Here is a 26,717-nt window from a genome sequence, read left to right on the forward strand (position 1 = left end):
CGCATGCCCGCCACCCCGCCGCTGCCCCTGCTCAAGCGCGTGCCGCCGGGCGCCTGGACGGGCGTGCCCTGGACCTACGGCACGCTGCTCGCGATCCACGCCTTCTTCCACCTGCCCTTCATGGCGACCGACCCCTTCCCGCCCGCGCCCGACGGCTGGGTGCTCATCGCGTCGGGCAGTGTCCTCGCCCCGGCCGGATGCGCGCTGCTGCGCCGCCACCCGCTGCCGGCGCTCGGGCTGCTGCTGGCGGGCACGTACGCCGTGACGCTGGGCCTGAGCGGGCTGACCCTGAGCCTGATCCACTACGTGGCGATCGACATCGCCCTGGGCTGGATCGCCGCGAGCTCCGACCGCCGCCGAAGCCTCACCGCCCTCGTCCTCGCGATCGCCGTCCTGCCTGTCTACCAGCTCACCCGGACCGGCCTCGGCCGCCCCCTCGTCGCCCTCTACAACACCGGCCGCGGCGACTGGCAGAGCTGGTCGGCGCTGGCCCTCTCGGCCGTCGTCGCCTGGCTGATCGGCAACTCCGTGCGGCAGAACCGCGCGTACACCGAGCGGCTCACCACGCAGGCCGCGACCCAGGCCGTCACCGCCGAACGCCTGCGTATCGCACGGGAGATGCACGACACCGTGGCCCACAGCATCGGCATCATCGCCCTCCAGGCGGGCGCGGCGGCCAGGGTCACCACCACCCAGCCGGAGGCCGCGAGGGAGGCGATGCGGGCCGTGGAGACCGAGGGCCGCGAGACCCTCGCCGGGCTGCGCCGCATGCTCGTCGCGCTACGGGCGGCCGACGAGACACCCGTCCTGCCCGCAGGCCTCGGCGACGTCGACCGGCTCGCCGCCACGACCACGGCGGCCGGCGTACGGGTCGACGTGCGCCGGCGCGGCGAACCGCGTCAACTCCCGCCCGACATCGACCTGTCGGCGTTCCGCATCATCCAGGAGTCCGTCACCAACGTCGTACGCCACGCGGGCACCCGCGCGTGCCGGGTCACCCTCGACTACCGCGACGACGAACTCGCCCTGGAGGTCACCGACGACGGACGCGGCCATGGCACGGTCACCGACACAGGGTTCGGTCTGGCGGGCATGAGAGAGCGAGTGGCGTTGCTGCACGGGGAGTTCACGGCCGCTCCACGCCCCGAGGGCGGCTTCCGGGTCGCGGCACGGCTGCCGGTACCGACGGCGGCGGTAGCCCGATGAACGGCCCCGTCCGCGTGCTCCTCGCCGACGACCAGCAACTCATCCGTACCGCGCTGCGGATGGTGATGGCCGACCTGGACGACCTGGAGGTCGTCGGAGAGGCGGGCACCGGGGCGGAGGCGGTGCGGCTGACGGCCCAACTCGCCCCGGATGTCGTGGTGATGGACATCCGCATGCCCGGGATGGACGGCATCGAGGCCACCCGCAGGATCACGACGGATCCGTCAGCGGGTGCGGCGTCGGCCCGGGTCGTCGTCCTCACGACCTTCGACGACGACGAATACGTCTACGGCGCGCTGCGCGCGGGCGCGTCCGGGTTCCTGGTCAAGGACATGGCCCTGGACGACCTCATCGGCGCGGTACGGGTGGTGGCCGCCGGGGACGCCCTGATCGCCCCGAGCGTGACCCGGCGTCTGATCCACGACTTCGCCTCGTCCCGCCCCGGACCGGCCCGGGTACAGCGGGAGTTGACCGGCATCACCGAGCGGGAACGCGAAGTGCTGACGCTGGTCGGCTCCGGGTTCTCCAACACGGAGATCGCGGCCGAGCTGTGCATCAGCGTGGCCACGGCGAAGACCTACCTGACCCGCCTCTTCACCAAGCTGGACGCGAGGGACCGGGTCCAGTTGGTGATCCTCGCCTACGAGGCGGGGCTGGTCTCGGTGGGATAGGAGTTACGCCCTGGGCAGCGGCCCCGAAATCACTTCGCCCGTGCTCGTCCCGTCGGGTACGGTCGCGAGGTTGTTTTCACTGCTGGGAGGCCGTTGTGGCGAGTCGTATCGGTGAGCTGGTGCTCGGTTGTCGTGACCCCGAGCTGCTGGCGCGGTTCTGGTGCGAGGTCCTGGACTTCGTCGTGCTCGAACGCGAGGAAGGCCAGTGGGTGGAGATCGGGACGCCCGAGGGGTTCGGCGGCCCGCACCCCACGTTGTTCTTCAGCCGCAGGGACGAGCCGGAACCCGGGAAGTCCCGGCTGCACATCGACGTCAACCCCACCGACCGGGACCAGGCCGCCGAGCTCGAACGCCTGCTGAAGCTGGGCGCGCGCCCGGCCGACATCGGGCAGACGGGGGAGGAGCAGTGGCATGTCCTGGAAGACCCCGAGGGCAATGAGTTCTGCCTGCTCAAGGCCCGCATCAACCCCCTCTGACGCGGGGACCTAGGCGACCAGCGAGCCGATGAACTCCGTCCAGGCACCGGCTCCGACCACGACCACCGGCCCACCAACAGACACCTTGCTGTCGCGGACGGGGATGACACCGGGGACTCCGTCGGCTACCTCGACGCAGTTCCCGCCCTCGCCGTTGCTGTAGGTGCTTTTGCGCCAGCGGGCGGCGCCGAGGAAGTCGTAGGCGATCTCGACGCAGGTACCGCCGTTGCCGTCGCTGTACGTGCTCTTGCGCCAACTGGCCTTGCTCAGGTCGTACTTGCGCATCGTCTGTGGTCCTCCGCCGCCGATTCGATCAGGGCCAGGGACGCCTCCGGCGACAGCGCGGCGGCCCTGAGCAGATCGTATGCCGCGTACGCGCGCTTCACCACAGCTGGATCGTCCAGCAGGTTCCCCGAATACACGGCCTCTGTATAGGCGGTTGGCGGGGCATCGTCGAACTCCATGAGCGTCAGCGTTCCGTTCATGACGGCGAAGGCACCCGCCGCACACGGCAGCACCTGCACAAGCACAGTCCGCTCGCGCATGAGCGTCGCGATGTGATCCAACTGCCTGGCCATGCCCGCAGGGCCGCCGACCGGAATCCGCACCACATTCTCGTGCAGGATCACCCAATACACGGGCCTTGTTGCGTCCTTGAGGATGCGCGCCCGGTCCATCCGGCCGGACACTTTCTCCTCGATGTACTCCTCGGTCGCGAGCGGGTTCGTCGCGAGGGTGACCGCTCGGGCGTACTCCTCGGTCTGGAGCAGACCCGGAACCACCGTCGGCGCGAAGTCACAGATCTTCGTCGCCAGCGCCTCCAACTCCGCCGCCTTCGCGAAGTAATCCGCGTACCGCCTGTCGTTGATCAGGCCGATGCAGAGGCGTTCGAAAATACCGTCGGTTTGTAGAATCTCGTCGAACCGGATGGCCAGCTCCATCTGCGGTTTCCGAATGGCCTGTTCGAATTGGCCGATATAAGCGCCGGAGACAAAGACGAGCGCCCCCAACTGGGCCTGCGAGAGCCCCATTTCCTCGCGACGCCGTCTCAACTCGGCCCCGAAGAACTCCCAAGCCGCCAGCCGTGAACCGTTGGCCATGGCCAACCCCCTTGTCCTACGCCTCACTTGTAGTCGACAGACTCCTGCCGAGTGTAGGGGGAACAGGGGCACCCTGGAGAGAGGAAGAGTGAAACTCGAAAAGGGAGGGGAGCCAGGTGTGGGCACACTGCTGGGAGGCGAAGGAAACCTTGATGGAATTCCGGATTCGGGTGCGAGGAGAGCGATGAAGCCGCCTGTCGGATCGGTCGCCGTGGACACCCGTAACGGGAGAGTGGGCATCGTCATGGGGCATGAGGGGCCTTATGTTCAGCTGCGCCCTTACGGCGGCGGGCGCGAGTGGGACGTCGAACCGGACGCCGTGCGGGACGCCACCCCGGCCGAGCGGCTGAGCGCGGCGACCGCGTATGCGAACGCCCGCAGCCGCGGTGAGGTGCCTTGAAGCGTCGATGCCCCGATACCTCGTTGCGTCGTGGCGCCGCGGAGCTGTAGGGGACAATGGGCGCATGAGTCTGTTCCGCGACGACGGCATCGTGCTGCGCACCCAGAAGCTGGGTGAGGCGGACCGGATCATCACGCTGCTCACGCGGGGTCACGGGCGGGTACGCGCGGTGGCGCGCGGGGTGCGGCGGACCAAGTCGAAGTTCGGGGCCCGGCTGGAGCCCTTCTCGCATGTGGACGTGCAGTTCTTCGCGCGGGGGAGCGAACTGATCGGGCGCGGGCTGCCGTTGTGCACGCAGAGCGAGACGATCGCTCCGTACGGTAGCGGGATCGTGAGTGACTACGCCCGGTACACCGCCGGTACGGCGATGCTGGAGACGGCGGAGCGGTTCACGGATCACGAGGGCGAGCCCGCCGTACAGCAGTATCTGCTTCTCGTGGGCGGGCTGCGGACGCTGGCCGGCGGGGAGCACGCGCCGCATCTCATCCTGGACGCGTTCCTCCTGCGTTCCCTCGCCGTCAACGGGTACGCGCCGAGCTTCGGGGACTGCGCGAAGTGCGGGATGGCGGGGCCGAACCGGTTCTTCTCCGTGGCGTCCGGCGGGGTCGTCTGCCCCGACTGCCGGGTGGCGGGGAGCGTCGTACCCTCACCGCAGGCCCTCGAACTGCTGGGTGCGCTGCTTACGGGAGACTGGAAGACGGCGGACGCGTGCGAGGCGCGGTATGTGCGGGAGGGGAGCGGGCTGGTGTCCGCCTATCTGCACTGGCATCTGGAGCGCGGGCTCCGCTCGCTGCGGTACGTGGAAAAGTCGTAGGTCGTCGTAGGTCGTCGTAGGTCGTCGTAGGCCGTCGTAGGCCGTCGTAGGTCGTAGAGGGAGACAGGAACGTCATGGTGGTACGCGGGATCCTCGGGCGCCAGCGGCGCGAGTACAAAGCGCCGGAGCCGCACCCGTCCGGGGCCAGTGCGCCGAAGCTGCCCGGTGAGCTGATCCCGAAGCATGTGGCGATCGTCATGGACGGGAACGGGCGGTGGGCGAAGGAGCGGGGGCTGCCGCGCACCGAGGGCCACAAGGTGGGCGCCGAGCGGGTGTTGGACGTGCTTCAGGGCGGCGTCGAGATGGGTGTCGGCGCGATCTCGCTGTACGCCTTCTCCACCGAGAACTGGAAGCGGTCGCCCGACGAGGTGCGCTTCCTGATGAACTTCAACCGCGACTTCATCCGCAAGACCCGCGACACCCTCGACGAACTCGGCATCCGGGTGCGGTGGGTGGGCCGTATGCCCAAGCTGTGGCGGTCGGTCGCCAAGGAGTTGCAGATCGCGCAGGAGCAGACCAAGGACAACGACGCGCTCACCCTGTACTTCTGCATGAACTACGGCGGGCGGGCCGAAATCGCCGACGCGGCAAGGGCGTTGGCCGAGGATGTGCGGGCGGGGCGGCTCGACCCGGCCAAGGTCGACGAGAAGACCTTCGCCAAGTACATGTACTACCCGGACATGCCCGAGGTCGACCTGTTCCTGCGGCCCAGCGGCGAGCAGCGCACCTCCAACTACCTGATCTGGCAGAGCGCCTACGCCGAGATGGTCTTCCAGGACGTCCTCTGGCCGGATTTCGACCGCCGCGACCTGTGGCGCGCCTGCGTCGAATTCGCCCAGCGCGACCGGCGGTTCGGCGGCGCGGTACCGAACGAGAAGCTCCTGGAGATGGAGAAGGACATGCGGGGCAGCGACTAGGAACGGCCGGTCACTTTCGGCACGTCCGGCGTTTGAGGACGAGGCCCTTTCGGGGCCGAAGCGGGGGTCTGGGGGCGGCAGCCCCCAGAGACGCCCACACCAGCCCGCCCGCACAACAACAGGTCAGCCCGCGGCGCACTCCGCACACGTGCCGAACACTTCCACCGTGTGCGCCACGTTCACGTACCCGTGTTCCACCGCGATCGCCTCCGCCCACTTCTCCACCGCCGGGCCCTCCACCTCGACCGCCTTGCCGCAGACACGGCAGACGAGGTGATGATGGTGGTCGCCGGTGGAGCAGCGGCGGTAGACGGACTCGCCCTCGTCGGTGCGCAGGACGTCGACCTCACCGGCGTCCGCGAGGTTCTGGAGCGTGCGGTAGACCGTGGTCAGGCCGACCGAGTCGCCCTTGTGCTTGAGCATGTCGTGGAGTTCCTGGGCGCTGCGGAACTCGTCGACCTCGTTGAGTGCCGCCGACACGGCGGCACGCTGGCGGGTGGATCGTCCCTTTACGGGCGGACCGGCCGTTGTCACCGTTGCCTCCTCACGTCTGCACTTTGCCGAGCCATTGTGCCAGCCCGGGCTGTGCGTGGTCAGACGCCGACCTCGTCGGCGGCCCCCCGTGTGGCCGGAATCGCACACTCCACCGGGTCTCCGGCGGGCTGCGCGGCGGCTGCGGCCCGGGCCCGGCGCCTCGCCAGCGGGGTCGCGAGCGCCGTGAGCGCGATGAACGCGGCGATCGTCAGGAGCACGATCGTCGCACCGGGCGGGACGTCCTGGTAGTACGAGGTCACCGTGCCGCCGATCGTCACGCTCACCCCGATCGCCACCGCGATCGCGAAGGTCGCGGCGAAGCTCTTGGTCAGCTGCTGGGCGGCGGCGACCGGGACCACCATCAGGGCCGACACCAGCAGCAGGCCGACCACGCGCATCGCGACCGTCACCGTGACCGCCGCCGTGACCGCCGTCAGCAGGTTCAGCGCGCGCACCGGCAGGCCCGTGACCCGCGCGAACTCCTCGTCCTGGCTCACCGCGAACAGCTGCCGGCGCAGCCCGAGGGTAACCACCACCACGAAGGCGGCGAGCAGGCAGATCGCCGTGACGTCGGACTGCGAGACCGTCGAGAGCGATCCGAAGAGGTACGACGTGAGGTTCGCGTTGGACCCCGTGGGCGCGAGGTTGATGAACATCACGCCGCCGGCCATACCGCCGTAGAAGAGCATGGCGAGGGCGATGTCGCCGCGGGTCTTGCCGAACCAGCGGATCAGTTCCATGAGGATCGCGCCGAGGACGGAGACCGCCGTGGCCATCCACACCGGGGAGGTGTTCAGGAGGAAGCCGAGGCCCACGCCCGTCATCGCGACATGGCCGATGCCGTCGCCCATGAGGGCCTGGCGGCGCATGACGAGGTAGATGCCGACGGCGGGGGCGGTGATGCCGACCAGGATCGCGGCGAGCAGGGCCCGCTGCATGAAGGCGTAGTTCAGGAAGTCCATCAGCTCAGCAGTCCCGTGCGGATCGGTTCGGCGTCCGCCGCCGAGTGCGGGTGTACGTGGTCGTGGCCGGGCAGGGCGTGCTGGCCCAAGGCGTGCGGGGGCGGGCCGTCGTGCTGGACGCAGCCGTCGCGCAGGACGACCGCGCGGTCGATCAGGGGCTCCAGGGGGCCGAGTTCGTGCAGGACGAGCAACACCGTCGTGCCCTCGGCGACCTGGCGGCTCAGGGTGGCCGCGAGGACCTCCTGGCTGGCCAGGTCGACGCCCGCCATCGGCTCGTCCATGATCAGCAGTTCGGGTTCGGCGGCGAGCGCGCGGGCGATCAGCACGCGCTGGTGCTGGCCGCCGGAGAGCGCGTTGACGGAGTCCTTGGCGCGGTCCGCCATGCCGACCAGTTCCAGGGCGTGCCGTACGGCCGCGTGGTCCGCCTTGCGGAGCAGGCCGAAGCGGGTGCGGGAGAGGCGGCCGGACGTGACGACCTCGGTGACGGTGGCGGGCACCCCGCCGGCGGCCGTGGTGCGCTGCGGTACGTAGCCCACGCGCCGCCAGTCCCCGAAGGCGCGGCGCGGGGTGCCGAACAGCTCGATCTCGCCCTCGCTGAGCGGCACTTGGCCGATGATCGTGCGGATCGCGGTCGACTTGCCGGAGCCGTTGGCACCGAGCAGCGCGACGACCTCACCGCGGTGCACGGTGAGGTCGATGCCGCGCAGGACGGGGCGCGAACCCAGCTCGGCGCGGACACCGCGCAGCGATATGACGGGCTCGCTCATCACGTCGTCCTCCGTACTGGTCATTTGCTTCCCAGGGCCGTCTGCAGGGCCTTGAGGTTGGCCCGCTGGACCGAGAAGTAGTCCGTGCCGCGGGACTTGGCGGTGATGCCCTCGATCGGGTCGAGGACGTCGGTCCTCAGGCTCGCGTCGGCGGCGATGGTCTTCGCGGTCTTGTCGCTGACGAGCGTCTCGTAGAACACGGTGGTGACGCCGTCGGCCTTCGCCATCTTCTCAAGGTTCTTCACGCGCTCGGCACTGGGCTCCGACTCGGGGTCGAGGCCGTTGATGGCCTCCTCGGTGAGGCCGTAGCGCTCGGCGAGGTAGCCGAAGGCGGCGTGCGTGGTGATGAACACCTTGGTCTTGGTGCCGGCGAGGCCGGTCTTGAACTCGGTGTCGAGCGCGTCCAGCTTCTTGACCAGGGCCGCGGTGCGCGTCCGGTAGTCGGCCGCGTTCTTCGGGTCGGCCTTCTCGAAGGACTTGCCGACGCCCTCGGCGACCTGGGCGTAGCGCACCGGGTCGAGCCAGATGTGGGGGTCGAGGCCGGCCAGCTCCTCGTTCTTCGAGGTGTCGTGCGTGGCCGCGTGGCCGCCGACCTCGTTGCCATGCTTCTCCAGCGTGGTCAGGGAGGCGGCGTCGATCTTGGTCTTGACCTCGGACTGGCTCACCGCGTCGTCGACGGCGGGCTGGAGGTTCTTGAGGTAGAGCACCGCGTCGGACTCCCCGAGCGCGGCGGTCTGCTGCGCGCTGATCTCCAGGTCGTGCGGTTCCTGGCCGGGCCTGGTCAGACTGGTGACGTGGACGTGGCTGCCGCCGATCTGCTCGGCGAGGTACTGCAGCGGGTAGAACGACGCGACGACGTCGAACTTGTCCGTGTTGGCCGCTGCCGCGCTGTCGGAGCAGGCGGAGAGGGTCCCGAGACCGAGGGCGGTGGCCGCGGCTATCGCGATCCCGGACATGTGGCGTCGTCGTACGTTCATGACAGTCATTTTCAACTGACATGGAAACCGTTGTCAACAAGCTGCGGGTGCGGAACCGATTTGATATGGGGCCGGGCGGCGCCGGTAACCTGAAGCATTCGCCGCCGTCCATTCGTCATGAAGAGAGCATCGTGGCCGCCGACAAGATCGACACCATCGTCAGCCTGAGCAAGCGCCGTGGCTTCGTATTCCCTTGCAGTGAGATCTACGGCGGCCAGCGCGCCGCCTGGGACTACGGGCCGCTGGGTGTCGAGCTCAAGGAGAACCTGAAGCGCCAGTGGTGGCGCTACATGGTGACGTCGCGCGAGGACGTGGTCGGTATCGACTCGTCCGTGATCCTGGCCCCCGAGGTCTGGGTCGCCTCCGGCCACGTCGCCACTTTCTCGGACCCGCTGACCGAGTGCACCGCGTGCCACAAGCGGTTCCGCGCGGACCACTTGGAGGAGGCGTACGAGGCCAAGCACGGCCGCCTCCCCGAGAACGGCCTGGCCGACATCAACTGCCCCAACTGCGGCAACAAGGGCCAGTTCACCGAGCCCAAGCAGTTCTCCGGCCTGCTCTCCACCCACCTCGGCCCGACGCAGGACACCGGCTCCATCGCCTATCTGCGCCCCGAGACCGCCCAGGGCATCTTCACCAACTTCGGCCAGGTGCAGACCACTTCGCGCAAGAAGCCGCCGTTCGGCATCGCGCAGATGGGCAAGTCCTTCCGCAACGAGATCACGCCCGGCAACTTCATCTTCCGCACCCGCGAGTTCGAGCAGATGGAGATGGAGTTCTTCGTCAAGCCGGGCGAGGACGAGAAGTGGCAGGAGTACTGGATGGAGCAGCGCTGGAACTGGTACACCGGCCTGGGCATGCGCGAGGAGAACATGCGGTGGTACGACCACCCCAAGGAGAAGCTCTCCCACTACTCCAAGCGCACCGCTGACATCGAGTACCGCTTCCAGTTCGGCGGCAACGAGTGGGGCGAGCTGGAGGGCGTCGCCAACCGCACCGACTACGACCTCACCGCCCACTCCAAGGCCTCCGGCCAGGACCTCTTCTACTTCGACCAGGAGGCCGGCGAGCGCTGGACGCCGTACGTCATCGAGCCCGCGGCCGGTGTCGGCCGCGCGATGCTGGCGTTCCTGCTCGACGCGTACGTCGAGGACGAGGCGCCCAACGCCAAGGGCAAGCTGGAGAAGCGCACGGTGCTGCGCCTGGATCACCGTCTGGCGCCGGTGAAGGTCGCGGTGCTTCCGCTGTCCCGCAACCCCGAGCTGTCCCCGAAGGCCAAGGGCCTCGCCGCCGCCCTCCGGCAGAACTGGAACATCGAGTTCGACGACGCGGGCGCCATCGGCCGCCGCTACCGCCGCCAGGACGAGATCGGCACGCCGTACTGCGTGACGGTCGACTTCGACACGCTTGAGGACAACGCGGTGACGGTGCGCGAGCGCGACTCCATGAAGCAGGAGCGGGTCTCCCTGGACCAGATCGAGGGCTACCTGGCCGGGCGTCTGATCGGTGCCTAGGGGTGCCTAGGGTCTGAGTTCTGAACTGAACTGTGCTGCGGGCGGGCTGAGTTGATCAGCCCGCCCGCAGTTTTTTTGTGTCGTGCCGCCTCGGGTGTGCATCAAGTATGGAATGACAGATATTGAAATCTGTCATCTGTCATGCCAAGATGGTTCGCATGACGATCCCCACGCGCTCACTCGGAACCACCGGCCCCCAGGTCTCCGCCCTCGGCCTCGGCTGCATGGGCATGTCCGCGATGTACGGCGAGGCCGACCGCACGGAGTCCATCGCCACCGTCCACGCCGCCCTCGAAGCGGGCGTGACGCTGCTCGACACCGGCGACTTCTACGCCATGGGCCACAACGAGATGCTGGTCGGCGAGGCCCTGCGCACCGCCCCCGCCGCCCGCCGCGAACAGGCGCTCACCAGCGTCAAGTTCGGGGCACTGCGCGGTCCGGACGGCGGCTGGAGCGGGCACGACGGCAGGCCCACCGCCGTGAAGAACTTCGCCGCGTACTCCCTCCAGCGCCTCGGCGTCGACCACATCGACGTCTACCGCATCGCCCGCGTCGACCCCGATGTACCGATCGAGGAGACGGTCGGCGCGATCGCCGAACTGGTCGAGCAGGGCTACGTCCGGCACATCGGCCTCAGCGAGGTCGGCGCCGACACGATCCGCCGGGCCGCCGCGACCGCGCCCATCGTGGATGTGCAGCTGGAGTACGCGCTGATCACGCGCGGCATCGAGGACCGCATCCTGCCGACCACCCGTGAACTGGGCATCGCCGTCACGGCGTACGGCGTGCTGTCCCGCGGGCTGATCTCCGGGCACTTCGCGGCCGACCGGCAGCTCGCCGCCAGCGACTACCGGGCGTACTCGCCGCGCTTCCAGGGTGACAACCTCCAGCACAACCTGGGCCTGGTCGAGCAGCTGCGGAAGATCGCCGAGCAGAAGGGCGTCTCCGTCGCGCAGCTCGCCATCGCCTGGGTGCTGTCGCGGGGCGAGGACATCGTGCCGCTGATCGGCGCGCGGACGCCGGAGCGGCTGGCGGAGGCGCTGGGCGCGCTGGACGTCGTACTGGACGCGGCGGACCTGACCGCGATCGAGGAGGCCGTACCGGCGGACTCGGCGGTGGGCGAGCGTTACCCGGCCGCGGCGATGGCGGATCTCGACAGCGAACGCTGATCCCTCCTGCGGGTACGGTCTTCGTCATGGCAGCGAGCGAGACCCTGACCGCCGAGCGCATCCTCGAAGCGACCGAGGAGGTGCTGCGCCGCCACGGCCCGGCGAAAGCCACCGTGGTGGACGTGGCCCGCGCGCTCGGCGTCAGCCATGGCACCGTCTACCGGCACTTCCGCACCAAGGCGGCCCTGCGGGAGGCGGTCACCAAACGCTGGCTGGACCGCACCTCGCAGCGGCTGTCCCGGTTCGTGACCGAGGACCGCGACCCGGAGGCCCGCGTGCGGGACTGGCTGGCGGGCCTGTTCGACGCCAAACGGGAGAAGGCCTGCGACGATCCCGAACTGTTCGCCACCTACTCGGTCCTCGCGGAGGAGGCGGGCGAGGTGGTCAGCGACCACATCGACGAACTGACCGGACAGCTCACCGAGATCGTCCGGGCGGGCGTCGGCAGCGGTGTCTTCACGGTCCCCGACCCGGCCGTGGCCGCCCGCGCGGTGTTCCAGGCCACGGGCCGCTTCCACGACCCGGCCTACGCACGGGAGTGGCGCAAGCCGGGCGCGGAGGCGGAGTTCGAGGCGATGGTGGAGCTGCTGCTGCGCGGACTGCGCGGCTGACCCCGGCCCCGGTCAGGTCACCTTGACGGTGACGGTCGGGGAGTAGGTCGTACCGGCCGCGATCCGCAGGTGCTCCTGGCCCTTGGTGTTGAGCTTCGCGGTGAGCGAGTAGCTGCTGCCGTTCTTGACCGTGGCGCTCCCCTTGAGCGCGTTCCACTTTCCGGCCTTCTCGTGCTGGAGGACCAGCTTGGTGCCGACCTTCAGGCCCTTGGTGCGGCCGGTGAAGGTCACCTTGTCACCGGCCTTGACCGTGCTCTTGTCGGCCTTGACGGTGATCGAGCCCATGGCGCTGGGACTCGGGGAGGCGGCGAAGGCGCTCGCCGTCCCGGCCGACAGCAGGGCGAGACTCAGGGCACCGGCGGCGATCGTACGAGTGCCGCGACCGCGGAGTGTGACAAGCACGGGGGACTCCTCTCGTTCGGCTGATCATGCCCATCCATGCTCACGCCGGTCGGCCGAGAGGGCGAGTCGAGAGCGGGTCGAGGGCGTCAGCGCCCCGCCGTGCACCGCCAGAAGTCCCGCATCACCTTGGTCGGGGTCGGGTTCGCCATGCCCGCCTGGGTCAGCAGGATCGTGACCGTGCCGGTCGGCGGGACGATATGGGCCGTGGTACCGGTGCCGCCGACCCAGCCGTAGCGGCCGGGGGCGTTCCACGGGTCGACCGGAGTGACGTCGACCTGGCCGCCGTAGCCCCAGCCCTGGCCCTCCAGGAAGAGGGCGCCGAGGTCGCGCTGGGCCGCCGTCAGATGGTTCGTCGTCATGCGGCTCACCGAGGTGGGGGTGAGGAGTTCCTGGCCGGCTCCCAGGAGCATGCGGGCGAAGGCCAGCCAGTCGTCGGCCGTGGAGACCAGCCCGCCGCCGCCCGACGGGAACGCGGGGACGCTGCTCCACTGGCCGTCCGGGGTGTCCGTCAGCTCCAGGGCGCCCGCCGGGGTGGGGCTGTAGTAACTCGTGAAGCGCGACCGCTTCGACTCCGGGACCTCGAACGCCGTGTCCGCCATGCCCAGCGGCTCGAAGATCCGCTCGGCCAGGAACTCCGGGAGCGTACGGCCCGAGGCCCGCGCGACCAGTACGCCCTGGAGGTCGGACGCCGTGCCGTACAGCCACGCCTCGCCCGGCTGGTACAGCAGCGGGACCCGGGCCAGCTCCGCGACCCAGGTGTCCGGGTCCGGCCACGACTGCAGGAACCGGCCGTCCTTCTGCACCCCGAACAGACGCCGCACCGCGGGCAGCGAGAAGTCGGAAGGGAAGCCCCAGCCCGGCCGCGAGCTGAGCAGGTCCTCGACCGTGATCGGCCGGACCGCCGGGACCAGGTCGTCGACCGGGCTCTCCGGGGTGCGGACCACCATCGGCTTCGCCAGTTCCGGCAGCCACTCGTCGACGGGCGAGTCGAGACCCACGACCCCGTCCTCCACCAGCATCAGCACCGCCGCCGCCGTGACCGGCTTGGTGATCGACGCGATACGGAAGATCGAGTCCCGGGCCATCGGCGCGGAGCCCTCCGCGTCCACCGACCCGACGGCCACCACCTCGACGCCGTCACCGCGGGCGACGAGGCCCACGGCACCGGGGACCGTCCCGTCCTGGACGTACCGGATCAGGGTCTCGCGGAGTTCGCTCATCGGCCCTCTCGCCCTCGCCTACGCCGCCGACGGATCCACCGTCGCCTGGTGCTCCTCGGCCAGATGCTCCTCCGCCTTCAGCCAGGGAAGGAACTGAGCGCTCTTCTTCCAGCCGCACGTGTCACAGACGATCGTGCGCTGCGCGCCCCTGCGCTGCACCCGGACGACGTGCTCACGTCCGTGCTGATCCCGGCGGCTCACACTGCTCGTGTTGATCTCCAGCATGATGTCTCCCTCCGGCAAGGAGTGTGCAGCAAGACCAACATCAACAGGGCTCGATTCCCGACGAGTTGTCCAAGCTGTGAACATGTCATCCGGCGGTTCACCCGCGTGACCTCCGGGTGTCAGCCGATCGTGCGCGGCAGCCGCAGGCTGAGCAGCCCGGTCAGCACCACACCCGCCAGCTGCACCAGCAGCGTGGTCACCAGGGCGTCGCGCATCCCCATGCCCGGGATCAGGGACAGGAAGAGCGTGCCGAGCGTGGCCACGCCGAGCGCCAGCGCGGACTGCTGGGTGGTGGCCATCACGCCCGCGCCCACACCGGCACGGGCCGGCGGCACCTCGGACAGGATGATCCGGAAGAGGATGGGCAGTTGGAGCGCCTGGCCCGCGCCGGCGACCGCCGCCCCGGGGAGCAGTTCGACGAAGCCCAGGTGCGGCCAGGAACGCCACACGGCCAGCACGATCAGGCCCAGACCCACCGCCTGTATCACCGAACCCGCCGTCACGATCCGCGTGCCGTACCGGACCACCAGACGTGGACCGGCGAGCGAGGCGAGGAAGAACGTCACCGCCAGCGGGACCAGTGCCAGGCCCGCCGCGACGGGGCCGAGACCCGCGCCGCGCTGCAACGCCACCGCGATCACGAACATGAACCCGCTGAAGCCGATCGCGAACGGCAGGATCATCACCAGCCCGCGCCGCAGCGAGGTCAGCGCCAGCAGACTCGGCGGCACCAGCGGCGTACGGCCCTGCCGGTCCGCCCTGCGCTCCACCGCGTAGAACGCCGACGCGATCCCCGGGAACGCGGCCAGCGACAGCCACGTCCACAGCGGCCAGCCCGCCGCCCGGCCCTCGGTCAGCGGCACCAGCAGCGCCAGCAGGGACGCGGCGAGCAGGAGGGTGCCGGGCACGTCCACCGGCTCCGGGCGCTGCGAACGCGTCTCCGGTACGACCTTGGCGGCCAGGAACAGGCCCAGGACGACGACCGGCACGTTCACCAGGAACACCGCGCGCCAGCCGGTACCGGCAATGTCCGCCGCGACCAGGACCCCGCCGAGGATCTGGCCCGCCACCATGGCGAGGCCGGCGGTCGCGCCGTACAGGCCCATCGCCTTGGCGCGGCGCGGGCCCCGGGTCGCCGACTGGATGGTGGCGAGGACCTGCGGGAGCATCGCCGCGGAGGCCGCGCCCTGCGCGATCCGCGCGGCGACCAGCGTCCAGGCGGTCGGTGCGAGCCCGCACGCCAGTGAGGTCACGCCGAACGCGGCCATACCGCCCAGGAAGAGCCGACGGCGGCCGAACAGGTCACCGAGCCGCCCGCCGAGGACGAGCAGCACGGCGTACGAGACCCCGTAGCCGGCGACGACGAGTTCGAGGACGGCCTCGCTCGCCGAGAGGTCCCTGCCGATGGTCGGCAGGGCCACGTTGACGATGAAGAAGTCGATGAGGGGCAGCGCCGCGGCCAGCAGCACCGTGAACAGTCCGAGGCCGCCGAGCACGGGTGACGCCGCCGGGGACTTGGCGGTACGGGAAGCGAGGGTTTCGGTCACGCCGACCAGCGTGCGCCTGTTCTGAGACTGGTACCAGAGTGTCTTTATCCTGGTAGAAGGACTACCTGGAAACAGGGTCCGCCCGGCGGCAGACTGGAGCGATGACGACCATGGCACAGGAGACGGTGACAACGGTGACAGGGGCGACGGCCGAGGCGACGGCTGTCGAGGTGGCGGCGGCCCCGCAGACCGCGTCGACGGTCCGGCGCCATGAACTCGCCGCGTTCCTGCGCCACCGCCGTGAGCACATCGCCCCCGAGCAGGTCGGCCTGGAGCGCGGCACCCGGCGCCGTACACCGGGCCTGCGCCGCGAGGAGGTCGCGCAGCTCGCCTCGGTCGGGGTCACCTGGTACACGTGGCTCGAACAGGCCCGGGACATCCAGGTCTCCGTCCAGGTCCTCGACGCCCTCGCCCGCACCCTGCTGCTCGACCCGAGCGAGCGCGCCCACCTCTTCCGGCTGGCCGACGCGACCGACCCGCGGCCGGCGACGGTATGCCCGGTGGTGACGCCCGCCCTGCGCGAGATGCTGGACCAGCTGGACCCGATCCCGGCCTGCCTCCAGAACGCCCGGTACGACATCCTCGCCTACAACCGGACGTACGGAATGCTCCTGTGCGACCTGGACGCGGTACCGCCCGAGGACCGCAACTGCATGATCCTCTCCTACACGCACGAGGAGTGGCGCTCGTCGATCGTCCACCTGGAAAAAACCCAACGGCTCATGGCCGCCCGCTTCCGGGGCACCATGGCGGGCCACCTCGCCGACCCCACCTGGAAGACCCTGCTCCAACGCCTGCGCACGTCCCCCGAGTTCCGCGACGTCTGGGACCGCCACGAGGTCATGGGCGCCAGCCCCCGCCGCAAGGAGTTCCGCAACACCCACGTGGGCCGCATCACCGTGGACCACACCGACCTGTGGCTGGGCCCGTCAACGGGCCCGAGGATGGTGACGTATGCCCCGGCGGACGAGGAGACGAGGCGGAAACTGGAGCGGCTGCACGAAATAGCACGGGCGAGGTGACTCACCCAGGGGCGCGGGGAACCGCGCGACCAGCCACAACGGACCGGTACTCGCAAAACTAGGCGCTGATCCCCGCCGCTTCGCGTACTTCAACAGACGACAACTTCTCAGCCGTACGCTCAGCGGTCCGACGTGCCCAAGCCCCGCTGGTAACCGCGCCGAGCACCAGCACAGCCACCCCGCACACCACCAAGATCCACCACCCGGGCCGAGCCGCAGACACAAACGTCTCCTTGTACGACGACGCCACCACCCCGGAAGCCAACACCGCCCCGACGACCGCGACCCCCAGCGTCTGCCCCAACTGCCGACTCGTGGACGCGACCGCCGCCGCAACCCCCGCCTGGGCGCGCGGCATCCCGGACACCGCCGTATTGGTGATCGGCGCGTTCACGAACCCGAAGCCGATACCGAACAGCACGTACCCGATGAACCGCGAGACGTTGGACGTCTCCGCCTCGAACCCGGCGAACAGCACCGCGCTCACCGTCATCGCGGAGCCCGCGATCAGCAGGGGTATGCGCGGTCCCCGCGTGCCGACCAGCCGCCCGGAGATCGGCGCGCACAGGAACGTCGGCACAGCCATCGGCAGCATCCACAGGCCGGCGTGCAGCGCGTCCAGACCGACCACGTTCTGCAGGTACAGCGTGGACAGGAACAGGAAGCCGCCCAGCGCCGAGAACGCGCTGATCGCGATCACCGTGGCCCCACTGAACGGCGCCGAACGGAAGAAGCGCAGGTCGATGAGGGGTTCGTCGCGCCGCGGCTCGTACCGGAGGAGACCGGCGAGGGCGACCAGCGCGAGCACGGCGAACGGCAGGATCGCGGTGAACCCGGAGTCGGGCGCCTCGATGATCGCGTACGTCAGGGAGCCGAACAGGGCGATCACGAGCAACTGGCCGACCGGGTCGGCACGGCGGGCCTTGGGCGCGCGGGACTCGGGGACGAACCTCAGCGTGAGCAGCAGCGCGGCCACGCCCACCGGCAGGTTGATCCAGAAGATCGAGCGCCAGCCGACCGAGTCCACGAGCAGGCCGCCGATCAGCGGACCGGCGGCCATCGATATGCCGACGACCGCGCCCCACACACCGATCGCGCGGGCGCGCTCGCGGGGCTCGGTGAAGGTGTTGGTGATGATCGACATGGCGACCGGGTTGAGCATCGAGCCGCCGACCGCCTGGATCATGCGGAACCAGATCAGCGCGTCCAGGTCGGGCGCGAGGGAACAGAGCAGCGAGCCGATGCTGAAGACGACCAGGCCGACGACGAAGACCCGCTTGCGGCCGATCCGGTCGGCCGTGGAGCCCGCGAGCATCAACAGGGAGGCCAGGACCAGGGTGTACGCGTCGATCGTCCACTGGAGACCGGAGGTGCTCGCGTGCAGATCGGTCTGCATCGCCGGCAGGGCGACGTTCAGGATGGTCACGTCCAGGCTCACGATCAGCAGACTCATGCAGCAGATCGCGAGCACCAGCTGTCGGCGGCGGTGGCTCAGCTCGGGCATGCGCAACATCGTACGCGAAAATCGATAGTGCGTCTAACTAATGACTGGTGCACGATCTTCGGATCCGGCACCGTTCGCCGTGCGGGACAATGGAGCAATGTCCACGCCCGTGTCCCTGCCCGCGCCCCCGGCCGTGTCGCCCCTGCGGATCGGCCCGCACACCGTCTCGCCGCCCGTCGTCCTGGCCCCCATGGCCGGGATCACCAACGCGCCGTTCCGCACCCTGTGCAGGTCCTTCGCCGAAGGCGAAGCATTCGCCGGAGGAGAATCAAAGGATGCAGCCAGTGCCGGTAAGGGCCTGTTCGTCAGCGAGATGATCACGACGCGGGCGCTGGTCGAGCGCAATGAGAAGACCATGCAGCTGGTCCACTTCGACGCGACCGAGAAGCCGCGCTCGATCCAGCTGTACGGCGTGGACCCGGCGACCGTCGGCAAGGCCGTCCGCATGATCGCGGAGGAGGGCCTCGCCGACCACATCGACCTCAACTTCGGCTGCCCCGTACCGAAGGTCACCCGCAAGGGCGGCGGCTCCGCGCTGCCCTACAAGCGGAACCTGCTGCGGGCGATCCTGAAGGAGGCCGTCAGCGGGGCCGGGGACCTGCCCGTCACCATGAAGATGCGCAAGGGCATCGACGACGACCACATCACCTTCCTCGACGCCGGCCGCATCGCCGTCGAGGAGGGCGTCACGGCCATCGCCCTGCACGGCCGCACCGCCGCCCAGCACTACGGCGGCACCGCCGACTGGGACGCGATCGCCCGGCTGAAGGAGCATGTGCCGGAGATCCCCGTACTCGGCAACGGCGACATCTGGTCGGCCCGGGACGCGGTGCGGATGGTGCGCGAGACCGGGTGCGACGGGGTCGTGGTCGGACGCGGGTGCCTGGGGCGGCCGTGGCTGTTCGCGGACCTCGTGGCGGCCTTCGAGGGGCGTGAACAGGGCCGTGCCGGAGGCGCTGACGGATGCGGTCTGGAGCCGTCGTTGCGCGAGGTCGCCGACGTCATGGTGCGGCACGCGACGCTGCTCGGGGAGTGGATCGGCGACGAGGCGCGCGGGGTCATCGACTTCCGCAAGCACGTCGCCTGGTACCTGAAGGGCTTCGCGGTCGGCAGCGAGATGCGCAAGCGCCTCGCCATCACGTCCTCGCTGGACGAACTCCGGTCCGGTCTCGACGAGTTGGACCTCGACCAGCCCTGGCCCACAGGCGCCGACGGGCCCCGCGGCCGTACGTCGGGCAACAACAGGGTGGTGCTGCCCGACGGCTGGCTGAAGGACCCGTACGACTGCGCGGGGATCGGCGAGGACGCGGAACTGGACACGTCCGGAGGCTGAACTCCCTTCGGATCGGCGGGTGTTCAGTTCTTCTTCGGGTGGGGCGTCGAGCCGTACGCCGTGAGGAACTTGTCGCGGAACGCGCTCATCTTCCACACCGGGGCGTCGTGCGCGGGGCGCAGGCCGTCCGTCCAGTTCCAACTGTCGATCTTCGCAAGGATCTTGGGGTCCTTGGCGACGATCGAGATCGGTACGTCACGGCTGGCGTGGTTGCCGCTGACGCGGGCGATCGGCTGGTGGTCGCCGAGGAAGACGAGCACGGTGTTGTCGTTGCCGTAGCGCTCCAGCCACTGGGTGAGGGAGTTCACCGAGTACTGGATCGACTTGCCGTACTCCTGGCGGGACTTGGTGCTGTCGGCGATGACGTCGGACGCCTTGTTGCCGGCCTTCTGGATCGCGTCGAAGATCGAACCGTTGCCCAGCTGGTCCCAGGGGACGAGCTTCGGGATCGGCGCCCAGGGCTGGTGGCTCGACGTCAGGATGATCATCGACATCAGTGACTTGCCGTCGCTGCGCGCCTTGCTGTGCACCTGCTTCTGGAACTGTTCGAGCGCGTACTGGTCGGGCATCGTCGACCAGCTGAACTTCGGTCCCTTGTAGCCCAGTTGGAAGGCGTTGTAGACCTTGTCGAGGCCGTAGAAGCTCTGCTCCGGCCAGCCCTTCTGAATGCCCGGCATCACGCCGACGGTGTCGTAGTCGCCGGTCTTCTTGAAGGCGTCGGTCAGGCTCAGGTGGTCGCTGGCCATCACCGTGCGGTAGCGCTGCTGGTTGCTGACCCACAGGCCCGACATCGTGGTGGAGTGGCCGAGCCAGCTGCTGCCGCCGTACGTCGCCGAGGTCAGCCAGCCGCTCTTCGCGGCGAAGCCCGCCTTCGACAGGGCCTTGGTGTCGGCGGCCAGGGTCGCGTCGACACCGGGCGCCATGATCGGGTCCTCGATCGCGCTACGGCCGTAGCTCTCGATGAAGGTGAAGATCATGTCCTTGCCGCGCAGGTCCGGGACGAGCTGGCTGCCCGGGGTGTTGCCGAAGGCGTCGACCTTGGCGACCTTCTTGAACTCCGCCTCGTCGCGCAGGGTGTTGCGGATCGCCACGGTCCGGAGCTTGACGACGGCGGCGGCATGGTCGGCGGCGAGCGGCACACCGGAGAGCTGGAGGCCGAACGCCGAGCAGGTGATCCAGACCGTGCCGGCGATCAGCGTGCCCCGGGACGCCTCGGCCTTGTGCGCGGCGAGCAGGTTGCCGAGCCGGACGGTGGCCAGTGCGACCAGGATGATCAGCAGCAGCACGAAGAGGATCAGGCCGATGGTGATGCCGTCGGTGGCCGGTCCGCCCAGGGTGTCCTTGAGATAGCTCTGGGCGTCGCCGAACAGGCTCCAGTCCAGGATGACGTTGAAGCCCCGGCCCAGGTATTCGTTGAACCCCATGTCGAGCATGTTCAGGATCGCCACGACGGCGGCGAGCGCGCCGAACACGGCCGCCAGCACGATCCGAGGCCGCCGCGGCAGGCTGATCAGCACGACGGCCCCCATGATCGCCTCCGCCGGCAGCCGCATGAACTCGGTCGGCTTCAGACTGTTCAACGTCGTCGGCATCTGCAGACAGACGTGGACGAGGGCGGCGGCGAGGAAGGTGAGGGTCCAGGAGAGAACCCGGGCGGCGACGGGACGCTTCTCCCGCAGGCCCTGTATGCGCCGCCGCAGCCCGAGGCGACTGCTCCGGGCGCTGGGGGCGGTGGGATCGGTCTCCGCGTCGCCGGAGGCTTGGGAGTCCGGGGCTTCGGCTTCGGCCGCCGGGGCGGTCTCGGGCTCGGCCTCCGCGGGGGCCTGCGGCAGGGTTTCCACGGTCCCCTCGGGCTCGGCCTGCCCGGCCTCGGCGGCCGGGGCGTCCGTGGCATCGGCCGCGGTGTCGTGGGCGGGACCGGGCGCGGCTTCCGCCGGAGCCTTCTCCGGGACCTCTACGGACTCCTCGGCCCCGTCGATCGCGGAACTCCCCGCGTCAACCCCGGAGTTGGCCTCGGACTCGGCGGAGCTGCCGGCTGCCCCGGCCGTGTTCGGTGTCTGGCGTGTGCTCGTGTGCTGAGGCAACCCGAAGGTCCTTCCATGCGAGGCCCGCGATCGGAGAGGCGGTCCGAACTGGGGAGGCTGGACCGCCGTCATTCCGTACGAGTTGCCTCAGGCCCCTGTTCACGGAACTGGGCAAACACCCGGCAAACGCCTTATCACCGTTGTGTCACGCGCCCCCGACCGCCGTGAGCAGCGCCAAGGGAGCCGCCGCCGAACGGGACTCCCGCACGCACGCGTGCGGGTACGGGACCGGCTCCGGGTGGGTGTCGCGGCCGTAGCCCGCGAGGACCTCCGGGAGGCGGTGGCCGGTCGCCGTCGCCGCGTCGACCAGCGCGTGGGCGACCGTACGGGCCTCGTCGTGCAGGCCGTAGCGGGCCAGACCCAGCGTGATCAGCGCGTTGTCGTGCGGCCAGACCGAACCCCGGTGGTACGAGAGGGGGTGGTACGCGGCCTGTCCGGAGGCGAGGGTGCGGACGCCCCAGCCCGAGAAGAAGTCCGGGGCCAGGAGCCTGCGGCCGACCAGCTCGCCGTACTCCTTGTCCAGGAGGCCGGACCAGAGGAGGTGGCCCGCGTCCGACGCCAGCGCGTCGACCTGGCGGCCCTCGCCGTCCAGGGCCAGCGCCGGGAAGGACTGGTCCCGCATCCAGAAGTCCCGCTGGAAACGGTCCCGCAGGTCGGACGCGGCCTGTTCCAGGAGGGCCGCGTAGGTCTCGTCCTCCCACACCGTCCGCGCGACCCACGCCGTGCGGCGCAGCGCGTCGTACGCGTACCCCTGCGCCCCCGCCGCCATCACCGGGCCGCTCGCCCGGTTGCCGTCGGCGCCGCAGATGGAGCCGGGGGAGTCCTTCCAGTTCTGGTTGGCGAGGCCGCCCTGGTCGGCGCGGTACACCAGGTAGCCGCGCGAGGTCAGGCCGCCGTGGTCCAGCATCCAGCCAATGGCGGCACGGGCGTTGGGCTCCAGGCGGCGGGCGAGTGCCGTGTCGCCGGTCTGCTCCACGTACGCGCCCAGCAGCACGAGGAACAGCGGGGTCGCGTCGACCGAGCCGTAGTAACGCCCGTACGGCACCTGCCCGAAGTGCGCCAACTCGCCGTGCCGCACCTCGTGCACGATCTTGCCGGGCTGGGAGACCGACTCCGGGCCCACGGCCGTCGCCTGGGTCGCGGCGAGTGCCGGGAGTGTGGCGGCGGCGAGTTGGGGGCGGTAGGGGAGGGCGAAGAGTGACGTGAGGAGCGCGTCTCTGCCCAGCAGGGTCAGGAACCACGGTGCGCCCGCCGCCGGTACGCGCAGCTCCTCGCCGTCGGGGCCCGTCGCCGGTACCTGGAGCGAGGCCAGGTCCGACAGGCCCCGGGCGCAGGCCGCGGCCAACTCCGGCCAGCCGGTGGGGAAGGCGACGCCCTGGACGTACTCGCCCTCCAGCGCGAGGAGTTGCTCGTTCAGGGCGGCCGGTGAGCGCGGTACCCGCAGCGCGCGCTTGTCGCCGTGCGGGCGGGCCATCACGCGCAGCGCCAACTCGGCGGTGCCGTGCGGTTCCAGGTCCAGGGTCCATACGAGGCGGCGGGCGCCGGTGCCGGTCTCCTCGACGCCGTCGGGGGCCGGTTCGGCCGTGACCGTCGTACAGGAGCGCCATTCGCCGCGCTGGTAGGCGAACTCCACGCCGTCGTCGAGGACTTGGCGGGAACGGGTGGCGCCGGTCTTCGTGTAGGTGCGGTAGTCGGAGCGCAGTTCGAACTGGTCCGTGAAGTCGGCGTCCGCGGTGACCGCGAGCCGGACCGTCGTCGGCACCGGACGGTTGCTGGTCACCTTCAGCGACTCGATGAACGCGCCGTCACCGACGGCCTGTTCGCGGAAGAGCGTGTGCGCGGGCGGCTCCTGGCGGCCACCGCGCGGGACCAGGACACAGCGCGCCATGTCCCCGTCGGCCACCGGCGTGAGTGCCTCCGGCACCGCGCCGTCGACCGTCAACTGCCAACGGCTCAGGTGCCGGGCGTCCCGTACGAATAACCCGTCCGGGGAACTGCCGCCCCGTACGCCGCTGATGTCCCCGCCGTCGCCCACGGCTGCGAACGTCCCGCCGTGCACGAGCAGATGATGCCGGTCCGTCATCCCCGGTCCCCTCCCTTGACTGTCTTGGCGACCTTGACTTCTGTGTCACTGACGTCCGTGTCAGTCACGTGTGTCACTCATGTCGAACGTGCCGAGGTCCGCGCCGGACACGCCGTGCCCGGGGGGCTCGTGAAGCAGATCGAGGGTCAGTGCGGCGGTCCAGCTGAAGCCGGTCGCGCCGCACGCCTCGCCGTCGTACGGGTCGACGTACTCGGCGAAGTCGGTGGCGTCGGCGGTCGCCAGGACCGCCTCGCGCAGGGCGTCCGCGCGCGCCTGCTCGCCGTGCAGCCGCAGGCCCCGCTCCAGCAGCCAGCTCGTGTTGAACCAGGCCGGCCCGCGCCAGTACCGGTGCGGGTCGAAGGCCTCGCCCAACAGGTCGTAGCTGGGCGGGAGTTCGGTGCTGTCGCCGAGGCCGAAGTGCGGGCCGGACGCCGTACGGACGAGGGCGTCGGTGATGTCCCGGGGCAGGTCGGGGAGGAGGAGCGGGATGAGCCCGGAGACACTGCGCTCGGGAACGAGACCCCCACCCCTGACGTCACGGCAGAAGAACATCCCCTCCGCCGGGTCCCACAGCCGCTCGATCAGCACCCCCGTCAGCCGCTCCGCGCGTGCGTGCCGGGCCGTGCCGGTCGCGCCCAACTCCCGGGCGATACGGGCGAGTGCGTGCTCGGAGGCGATGAGCAGGGCGTTGAAGGAAGGGTCCTCCACCGCGAACTCGCTTGCCCCGGCCCCGTATCTCCCGCCCAGCCCATCCCTGTATTCACCGTCCCGGTAGTCCGTCGCGAGGCGTACGTAACGGCCGTAGTCGAGATCCGTGGGCCGGTCCTCGGCAGCTCCGTGGTCGAGGTCGGCGCGGCGGAAGGAACGGGCCGGGGCAGGGGTCACGCGCGAGAGGGGGGCGTCCCAGCAAGGGCTGTTGTCCATACCCTGTTCCCAGGGGTGCACGACGGACGCGAGCCCGCCCCCGCCGAGGTCCCGCCGGTGCAGCAGATAGCGGTGCCAGGCGGCCAGCCGGGGATACACACCGGAGAGGAAGCCCCGCGCGCGGGAGAGGCCCGGGTCGGCGCAGTGCACCAGCCAGGCCGCGAGCGCGTGCACCGGTGGCTGCACGATGCCCGAGGTCTGTACGGTGCGCGGGGCGCCCGCAGCGCGCCCCGCGGTCGAGGAGCGCCAGAAGTCGGGGCTCGGGAAGTACGCGTCGAGAGGTACGGAGGGGTTGAAGACGATGTGCGGGATACGTCCGTCGCCCCACTGGGCGGCGAGCAGCGTTTCCAGCTCCGTCTGCGCCCGCAGCGGCGACAGGTGCCGCAGACCGATCGCGATGAACCCGGAGTCCCAGGACCACTGGTGCGGGTACAGGCCACGGGAGGGGACCGTTGAGGTTCCCGTCCAGTTCTCTTCCAGTACGGCAGCCGCCCTGAGGTGCAGCGAACCTGACAACGGCGGCGGACCGTATACGAAGGTCCGCTCCACGGGGAGGGCTGTGAGCTGGGCAGTGCGATCCACTCGGGACTCCACGAAACACGTCGTGCCGACCGGTTCGGTCATGGCTACCGTAGGGTTACGTCTATTTAACACGCAAAACTCAATATGTAATGCAGGGTTGAGAAACACAAGGGGGTGCGCATGACTGGACGAGGTCAAGCGAGCGCCGGCGATCTGCTCGAACTGGTGCGCACCGGGCGCGCCACGACCCGCGGCGCCCTCCAACAGGTGACGGGCCTCTCCCGCGCGACCGTCGGCCAGCGCCTGGACCGGCTCTTCCGCGCGGGCTGGCTGCGCGAGGGCGCGGGCGGTCCGGTGGACTCCCCGCTGGGCGGACGCCCCTCGATCACCCTGGAATTCGACGACGCCCATGCCGTAGTCCTCGCGGCGGACCTGGACACCCGCCACGCGCGCGCGTGCGTCCTCTCCCTCACCGGCGAGATCCTCGCCGAGCACGGCGGCACGCTGGTCGTCGAGGACGGCCCGGACGCCGTACTGGGCGAACTCGGCCGCTGGTTCGCCGAGTTGCTGGAGAAGGCGGGACACCGGCCGTCCGAGGTCTGCGGCATCGGTCTCGCGGTCCCGGGGCCCGTCGACAGCGAGACCGGCCGCGTCGTCCAGCCGCCGATGATGCCCGGCTGGGACGGCTACGACATAAGAGGCCGCCTGGCCCGCGCCTTCACCGAACACACCGGCGCCCCCCGGGTGCCGGTCCTGGTCGACAACGACGCCAACCTCATGGCCTACGGCGAACAGCGCACCGGACACCCCGACTGCTCGGCCTTCGTCCTGGTCAAGGTGTCGACGGGCATCGGCGCCGGGGTCGTCGTGGGCGGTTCCATCTTCCGGGGGATCGACGGCGGCGCCGGCGACATCGGCCACATCCGGATCCCGGCGGGCGCGCAGGCGCTGTGCCGTTGCGGGTCCTACGGTTGTCTCGCCGCCGTGGCGAGCGGTGGCGCCGTGGCGCGGCGGCTGGCCGAGACCGGGGTGCCGGCGGCGTCCGGCTCGGACGTGCGGGACCTGCTGGCGTCGGGGCATCCGGGAGCGGCGGCGTTCGCCCGCGAGGCGGGACGGCAGGTCGGGGACGTCCTGGCGACCGTGGTGACGCTGCTCAACCCCGGGGTGCTGATGATCGCGGGAGACCTGGCGGGCACGTCCTTCCTCACGGGCGTACGCGAGCTGCTGTACCAGCGGGCGCTGCCGCGCTCCACCGCTCATCTGCACGTCCTGACCTCGCGGCTCGGCGAGCGGGCCGGTCTGGTGGGGGCGGGGGCGCTGGTCGTGGAGTATCTGTACGCGCCGGAGCGGGTCGAGGAACGGCTGCTCGCGCTGGGCGTGTGACGTCCGCGTTTCCGCCCGGATGCTGTTGTCGGCGGCCGTCCGTATGGTGAAATCCGGCCCGGTGTGGAAGCGTGATTCTCGCCACCTTTGATAGGGGTGGCGCTCAGGTGAGCGGATCTTGCGCGGCTGCACTTCTCCAAGGGGTGGCACTCCGTGCCACCCCTTGATCGTTCAGCGATCGAAAACAGGCGAGCCGCAAGCTGCTCATGTGAGCGTAAATTCCCGCCTCTGGGCGGCACCGCATTCAAGAAGTGAAAACATCCGGCGGCGTTCGCTTGCCGAGCCTTGACTTTCGATCCGCTGGCGGACGACCGGTTACGGACGCATGACATGCAAGTGGACGTACCCAG

The 26,717-nt window shown here is 70.1% G+C and carries 26 protein-coding genes; 12 read left to right on the forward strand and 14 right to left on the reverse strand.

Annotated elements, in window-relative coordinates; all coding sequences use genetic code 11:
• Positions 1-3: 3 nt before the first annotated feature.
• The 3 genes from ACIQBL_RS32665 to ACIQBL_RS32675 all read left to right on the forward strand — a co-directional run bounded on the left by ACIQBL_RS32665 (position 4) and on the right by ACIQBL_RS32675 (position 2,353).
• Entirely contained in the window at positions 4-1,206 is a 1,203-nt protein-coding gene (locus ACIQBL_RS32665; RefSeq protein ID WP_401948048.1) for a sensor histidine kinase, read from the forward strand.
• Entirely contained in the window at positions 1,203-1,877 is a 675-nt protein-coding gene (locus ACIQBL_RS32670; protein ID WP_401948051.1) for a response regulator, read from the forward strand. Before ACIQBL_RS32665 ends, ACIQBL_RS32670 begins: the two co-directional genes overlap by 4 nt.
• Positions 1,878-1,972: 95 nt before the next feature.
• The gene (locus ACIQBL_RS32675; protein ID WP_401948053.1) at positions 1,973-2,353 is read left to right on the forward strand and encodes a VOC family protein; all 381 of its coding nucleotides are present in this window, start codon (positions 1,973-1,975) and stop codon (positions 2,351-2,353) included.
• A gap of 9 nt (positions 2,354-2,362) precedes the next feature.
• Here the strand turns inward: ACIQBL_RS32675 and ACIQBL_RS32680 are convergent, their stop codons facing one another.
• Together ACIQBL_RS32680 and ACIQBL_RS32685 are read right to left on the reverse strand one after the other, a co-directional pair.
• Positions 2,363-2,638, reverse strand: coding sequence for a DUF397 domain-containing protein (locus ACIQBL_RS32680; RefSeq protein ID WP_401948056.1), 276 nt, complete (start codon positions 2,636-2,638; stop codon positions 2,363-2,365).
• Positions 2,620-3,453 (reverse strand): Scr1 family TA system antitoxin-like transcriptional regulator, encoded by an 834-nt coding sequence (locus tag ACIQBL_RS32685; protein WP_401948058.1) that lies wholly within the window; start codon positions 3,451-3,453, stop codon positions 2,620-2,622. Before ACIQBL_RS32685 ends, ACIQBL_RS32680 begins: the two co-directional genes overlap by 19 nt.
• Before the next feature lie 184 nt (positions 3,454-3,637).
• On the opposite strand from ACIQBL_RS32685, the gene ACIQBL_RS32690 reads away from it, so the two are divergent.
• The 3 genes from ACIQBL_RS32690 (at position 3,638) to ACIQBL_RS32700 (ending at position 5,584) form a co-directional block, all read left to right on the forward strand.
• Positions 3,638-3,853 carry a hypothetical protein gene (locus ACIQBL_RS32690; RefSeq protein ID WP_401948060.1) on the forward strand — a complete coding sequence of 72 codons (216 nt, stop codon included), beginning with the start codon at positions 3,638-3,640 and terminating at the stop codon, positions 3,851-3,853.
• A 64-nt stretch (positions 3,854-3,917) separates the two neighbouring features.
• Positions 3,918-4,667: a DNA repair protein RecO gene (gene recO, locus ACIQBL_RS32695; protein ID WP_401948063.1), complete on the forward strand. Its 750-nt coding sequence runs from the start codon at positions 3,918-3,920 to the stop codon at positions 4,665-4,667.
• Positions 4,668-4,741: 74 nt separating this feature from the next.
• The gene (locus ACIQBL_RS32700) at positions 4,742-5,584 is read left to right on the forward strand and encodes an isoprenyl transferase (RefSeq protein WP_401948066.1); all 843 of its coding nucleotides are present in this window, start codon (positions 4,742-4,744) and stop codon (positions 5,582-5,584) included.
• Between the two features lie 123 nt (positions 5,585-5,707).
• Here the strand turns inward: ACIQBL_RS32700 and ACIQBL_RS32705 are convergent, their stop codons facing one another.
• Genes ACIQBL_RS32705 through ACIQBL_RS32720 form a run of 4 tightly spaced genes read right to left on the reverse strand, consistent with a single transcriptional unit; the run spans position 5,708 to position 8,824 of the window.
• Positions 5,708-6,118 (reverse strand): Fur family transcriptional regulator, encoded by a 411-nt coding sequence (locus ACIQBL_RS32705; protein WP_401948068.1) that lies wholly within the window; start codon positions 6,116-6,118, stop codon positions 5,708-5,710.
• 59 nt (positions 6,119-6,177) lie between these two features.
• Positions 6,178-7,080 carry a metal ABC transporter permease gene (locus ACIQBL_RS32710; RefSeq protein WP_401948071.1) on the reverse strand — a complete coding sequence of 301 codons (903 nt, stop codon included), beginning with the start codon at positions 7,078-7,080 and terminating at the stop codon, positions 6,178-6,180.
• Complete coding sequence (locus ACIQBL_RS32715; protein WP_401948797.1) at positions 7,080-7,847, reverse strand: metal ABC transporter ATP-binding protein; 768 nt, start codon at positions 7,845-7,847, stop codon at positions 7,080-7,082. Before ACIQBL_RS32715 ends, ACIQBL_RS32710 begins: the two co-directional genes overlap by 1 nt.
• Positions 7,848-7,867: 20 nt before the next feature.
• Entirely contained in the window at positions 7,868-8,824 is a 957-nt protein-coding gene (locus ACIQBL_RS32720) for a metal ABC transporter substrate-binding protein (protein WP_401948073.1), read from the reverse strand.
• Positions 8,825-8,955: 131 nt separating this feature from the next.
• Here ACIQBL_RS32720 and ACIQBL_RS32725 point away from each other — a divergent pair, with 131 nt between their 5' ends.
• From ACIQBL_RS32725 to ACIQBL_RS32735, 3 genes are all read left to right on the forward strand, one after another.
• Positions 8,956-10,338: a glycine--tRNA ligase gene (locus tag ACIQBL_RS32725; protein WP_401948076.1), complete on the forward strand. Its 1,383-nt coding sequence runs from the start codon at positions 8,956-8,958 to the stop codon at positions 10,336-10,338.
• A 158-nt stretch (positions 10,339-10,496) separates the two neighbouring features.
• Positions 10,497-11,507, forward strand: a complete 1,011-nt coding sequence (locus ACIQBL_RS32730) for an aldo/keto reductase (protein WP_401948079.1) — start codon at positions 10,497-10,499, stop codon at positions 11,505-11,507.
• A gap of 26 nt (positions 11,508-11,533) precedes the next feature.
• On the forward strand, positions 11,534-12,118 hold the full coding sequence (locus ACIQBL_RS32735) for a TetR family transcriptional regulator (protein ID WP_401948081.1): 585 nt from the start codon (positions 11,534-11,536) through the stop codon (positions 12,116-12,118).
• Between the two features lie 12 nt (positions 12,119-12,130).
• Here the strand turns inward: ACIQBL_RS32735 and ACIQBL_RS32740 are convergent, their stop codons facing one another.
• The 4 genes from ACIQBL_RS32740 to ACIQBL_RS32755 all read right to left on the reverse strand — a co-directional run bounded on the left by ACIQBL_RS32740 (position 12,131) and on the right by ACIQBL_RS32755 (position 15,512).
• On the reverse strand, positions 12,131-12,520 hold the full coding sequence (locus ACIQBL_RS32740; protein WP_401948083.1) for a hypothetical protein: 390 nt from the start codon (positions 12,518-12,520) through the stop codon (positions 12,131-12,133).
• Positions 12,521-12,606: 86 nt separating this feature from the next.
• Positions 12,607-13,740, reverse strand: a complete 1,134-nt coding sequence (locus tag ACIQBL_RS32745) for a serine hydrolase domain-containing protein (RefSeq protein WP_401948086.1) — start codon at positions 13,738-13,740, stop codon at positions 12,607-12,609.
• A gap of 18 nt (positions 13,741-13,758) precedes the next feature.
• Positions 13,759-13,965 (reverse strand): hypothetical protein, encoded by a 207-nt coding sequence (locus tag ACIQBL_RS32750; protein ID WP_401948089.1) that lies wholly within the window; start codon positions 13,963-13,965, stop codon positions 13,759-13,761.
• Positions 13,966-14,084: 119 nt separating this feature from the next.
• Positions 14,085-15,512, reverse strand: a complete 1,428-nt coding sequence (locus tag ACIQBL_RS32755; protein ID WP_401948091.1) for an MFS transporter — start codon at positions 15,510-15,512, stop codon at positions 14,085-14,087.
• Positions 15,513-15,613: 101 nt separating this feature from the next.
• Here ACIQBL_RS32755 and ACIQBL_RS32760 point away from each other — a divergent pair, with 101 nt between their 5' ends.
• Entirely contained in the window at positions 15,614-16,534 is a 921-nt protein-coding gene (locus ACIQBL_RS32760) for a helix-turn-helix transcriptional regulator (RefSeq protein WP_401948094.1), read from the forward strand.
• Positions 16,535-16,592: 58 nt separating this feature from the next.
• Here the strand turns inward: ACIQBL_RS32760 and ACIQBL_RS32765 are convergent, their stop codons facing one another.
• Positions 16,593-18,038 (reverse strand): MFS transporter, encoded by a 1,446-nt coding sequence (locus ACIQBL_RS32765; RefSeq protein WP_401948097.1) that lies wholly within the window; start codon positions 18,036-18,038, stop codon positions 16,593-16,595.
• 97 nt (positions 18,039-18,135) lie between these two features.
• Here ACIQBL_RS32765 and dusB point away from each other — a divergent pair, with 97 nt between their 5' ends.
• Complete coding sequence (dusB, locus tag ACIQBL_RS32770; protein ID WP_401948099.1) at positions 18,136-19,371, forward strand: tRNA dihydrouridine synthase DusB; 1,236 nt, start codon at positions 18,136-18,138, stop codon at positions 19,369-19,371.
• Between the two features lie 23 nt (positions 19,372-19,394).
• Here dusB and ACIQBL_RS32775 read toward each other — a convergent pair whose 3' ends face one another.
• The 3 genes from ACIQBL_RS32775 to ACIQBL_RS32785 form a co-directional block, all read right to left on the reverse strand.
• The gene (locus ACIQBL_RS32775; protein ID WP_401948102.1) at positions 19,395-21,455 is read right to left on the reverse strand and encodes a sulfatase-like hydrolase/transferase; all 2,061 of its coding nucleotides are present in this window, start codon (positions 21,453-21,455) and stop codon (positions 19,395-19,397) included.
• 145 nt (positions 21,456-21,600) lie between these two features.
• Positions 21,601-23,538 carry a glycogen debranching N-terminal domain-containing protein gene (locus tag ACIQBL_RS32780; protein ID WP_401948105.1) on the reverse strand — a complete coding sequence of 646 codons (1,938 nt, stop codon included), beginning with the start codon at positions 23,536-23,538 and terminating at the stop codon, positions 21,601-21,603.
• A 60-nt stretch (positions 23,539-23,598) separates the two neighbouring features.
• On the reverse strand, positions 23,599-25,044 hold the full coding sequence (locus ACIQBL_RS32785) for an MGH1-like glycoside hydrolase domain-containing protein (RefSeq protein WP_401948108.1): 1,446 nt from the start codon (positions 25,042-25,044) through the stop codon (positions 23,599-23,601).
• A 120-nt stretch (positions 25,045-25,164) separates the two neighbouring features.
• On the opposite strand from ACIQBL_RS32785, the gene ACIQBL_RS32790 reads away from it, so the two are divergent.
• Entirely contained in the window at positions 25,165-26,367 is a 1,203-nt protein-coding gene (locus ACIQBL_RS32790) for an ROK family protein (RefSeq protein WP_401948110.1), read from the forward strand.
• The last annotated feature ends 350 nt before the right edge of the window (positions 26,368-26,717 follow it).

This window comes from Streptomyces sp. NPDC088350, from assembly GCF_044753545.1.
Classification (GTDB): Bacteria; Actinomycetota; Actinomycetes; order Streptomycetales; family Streptomycetaceae; genus Streptomyces.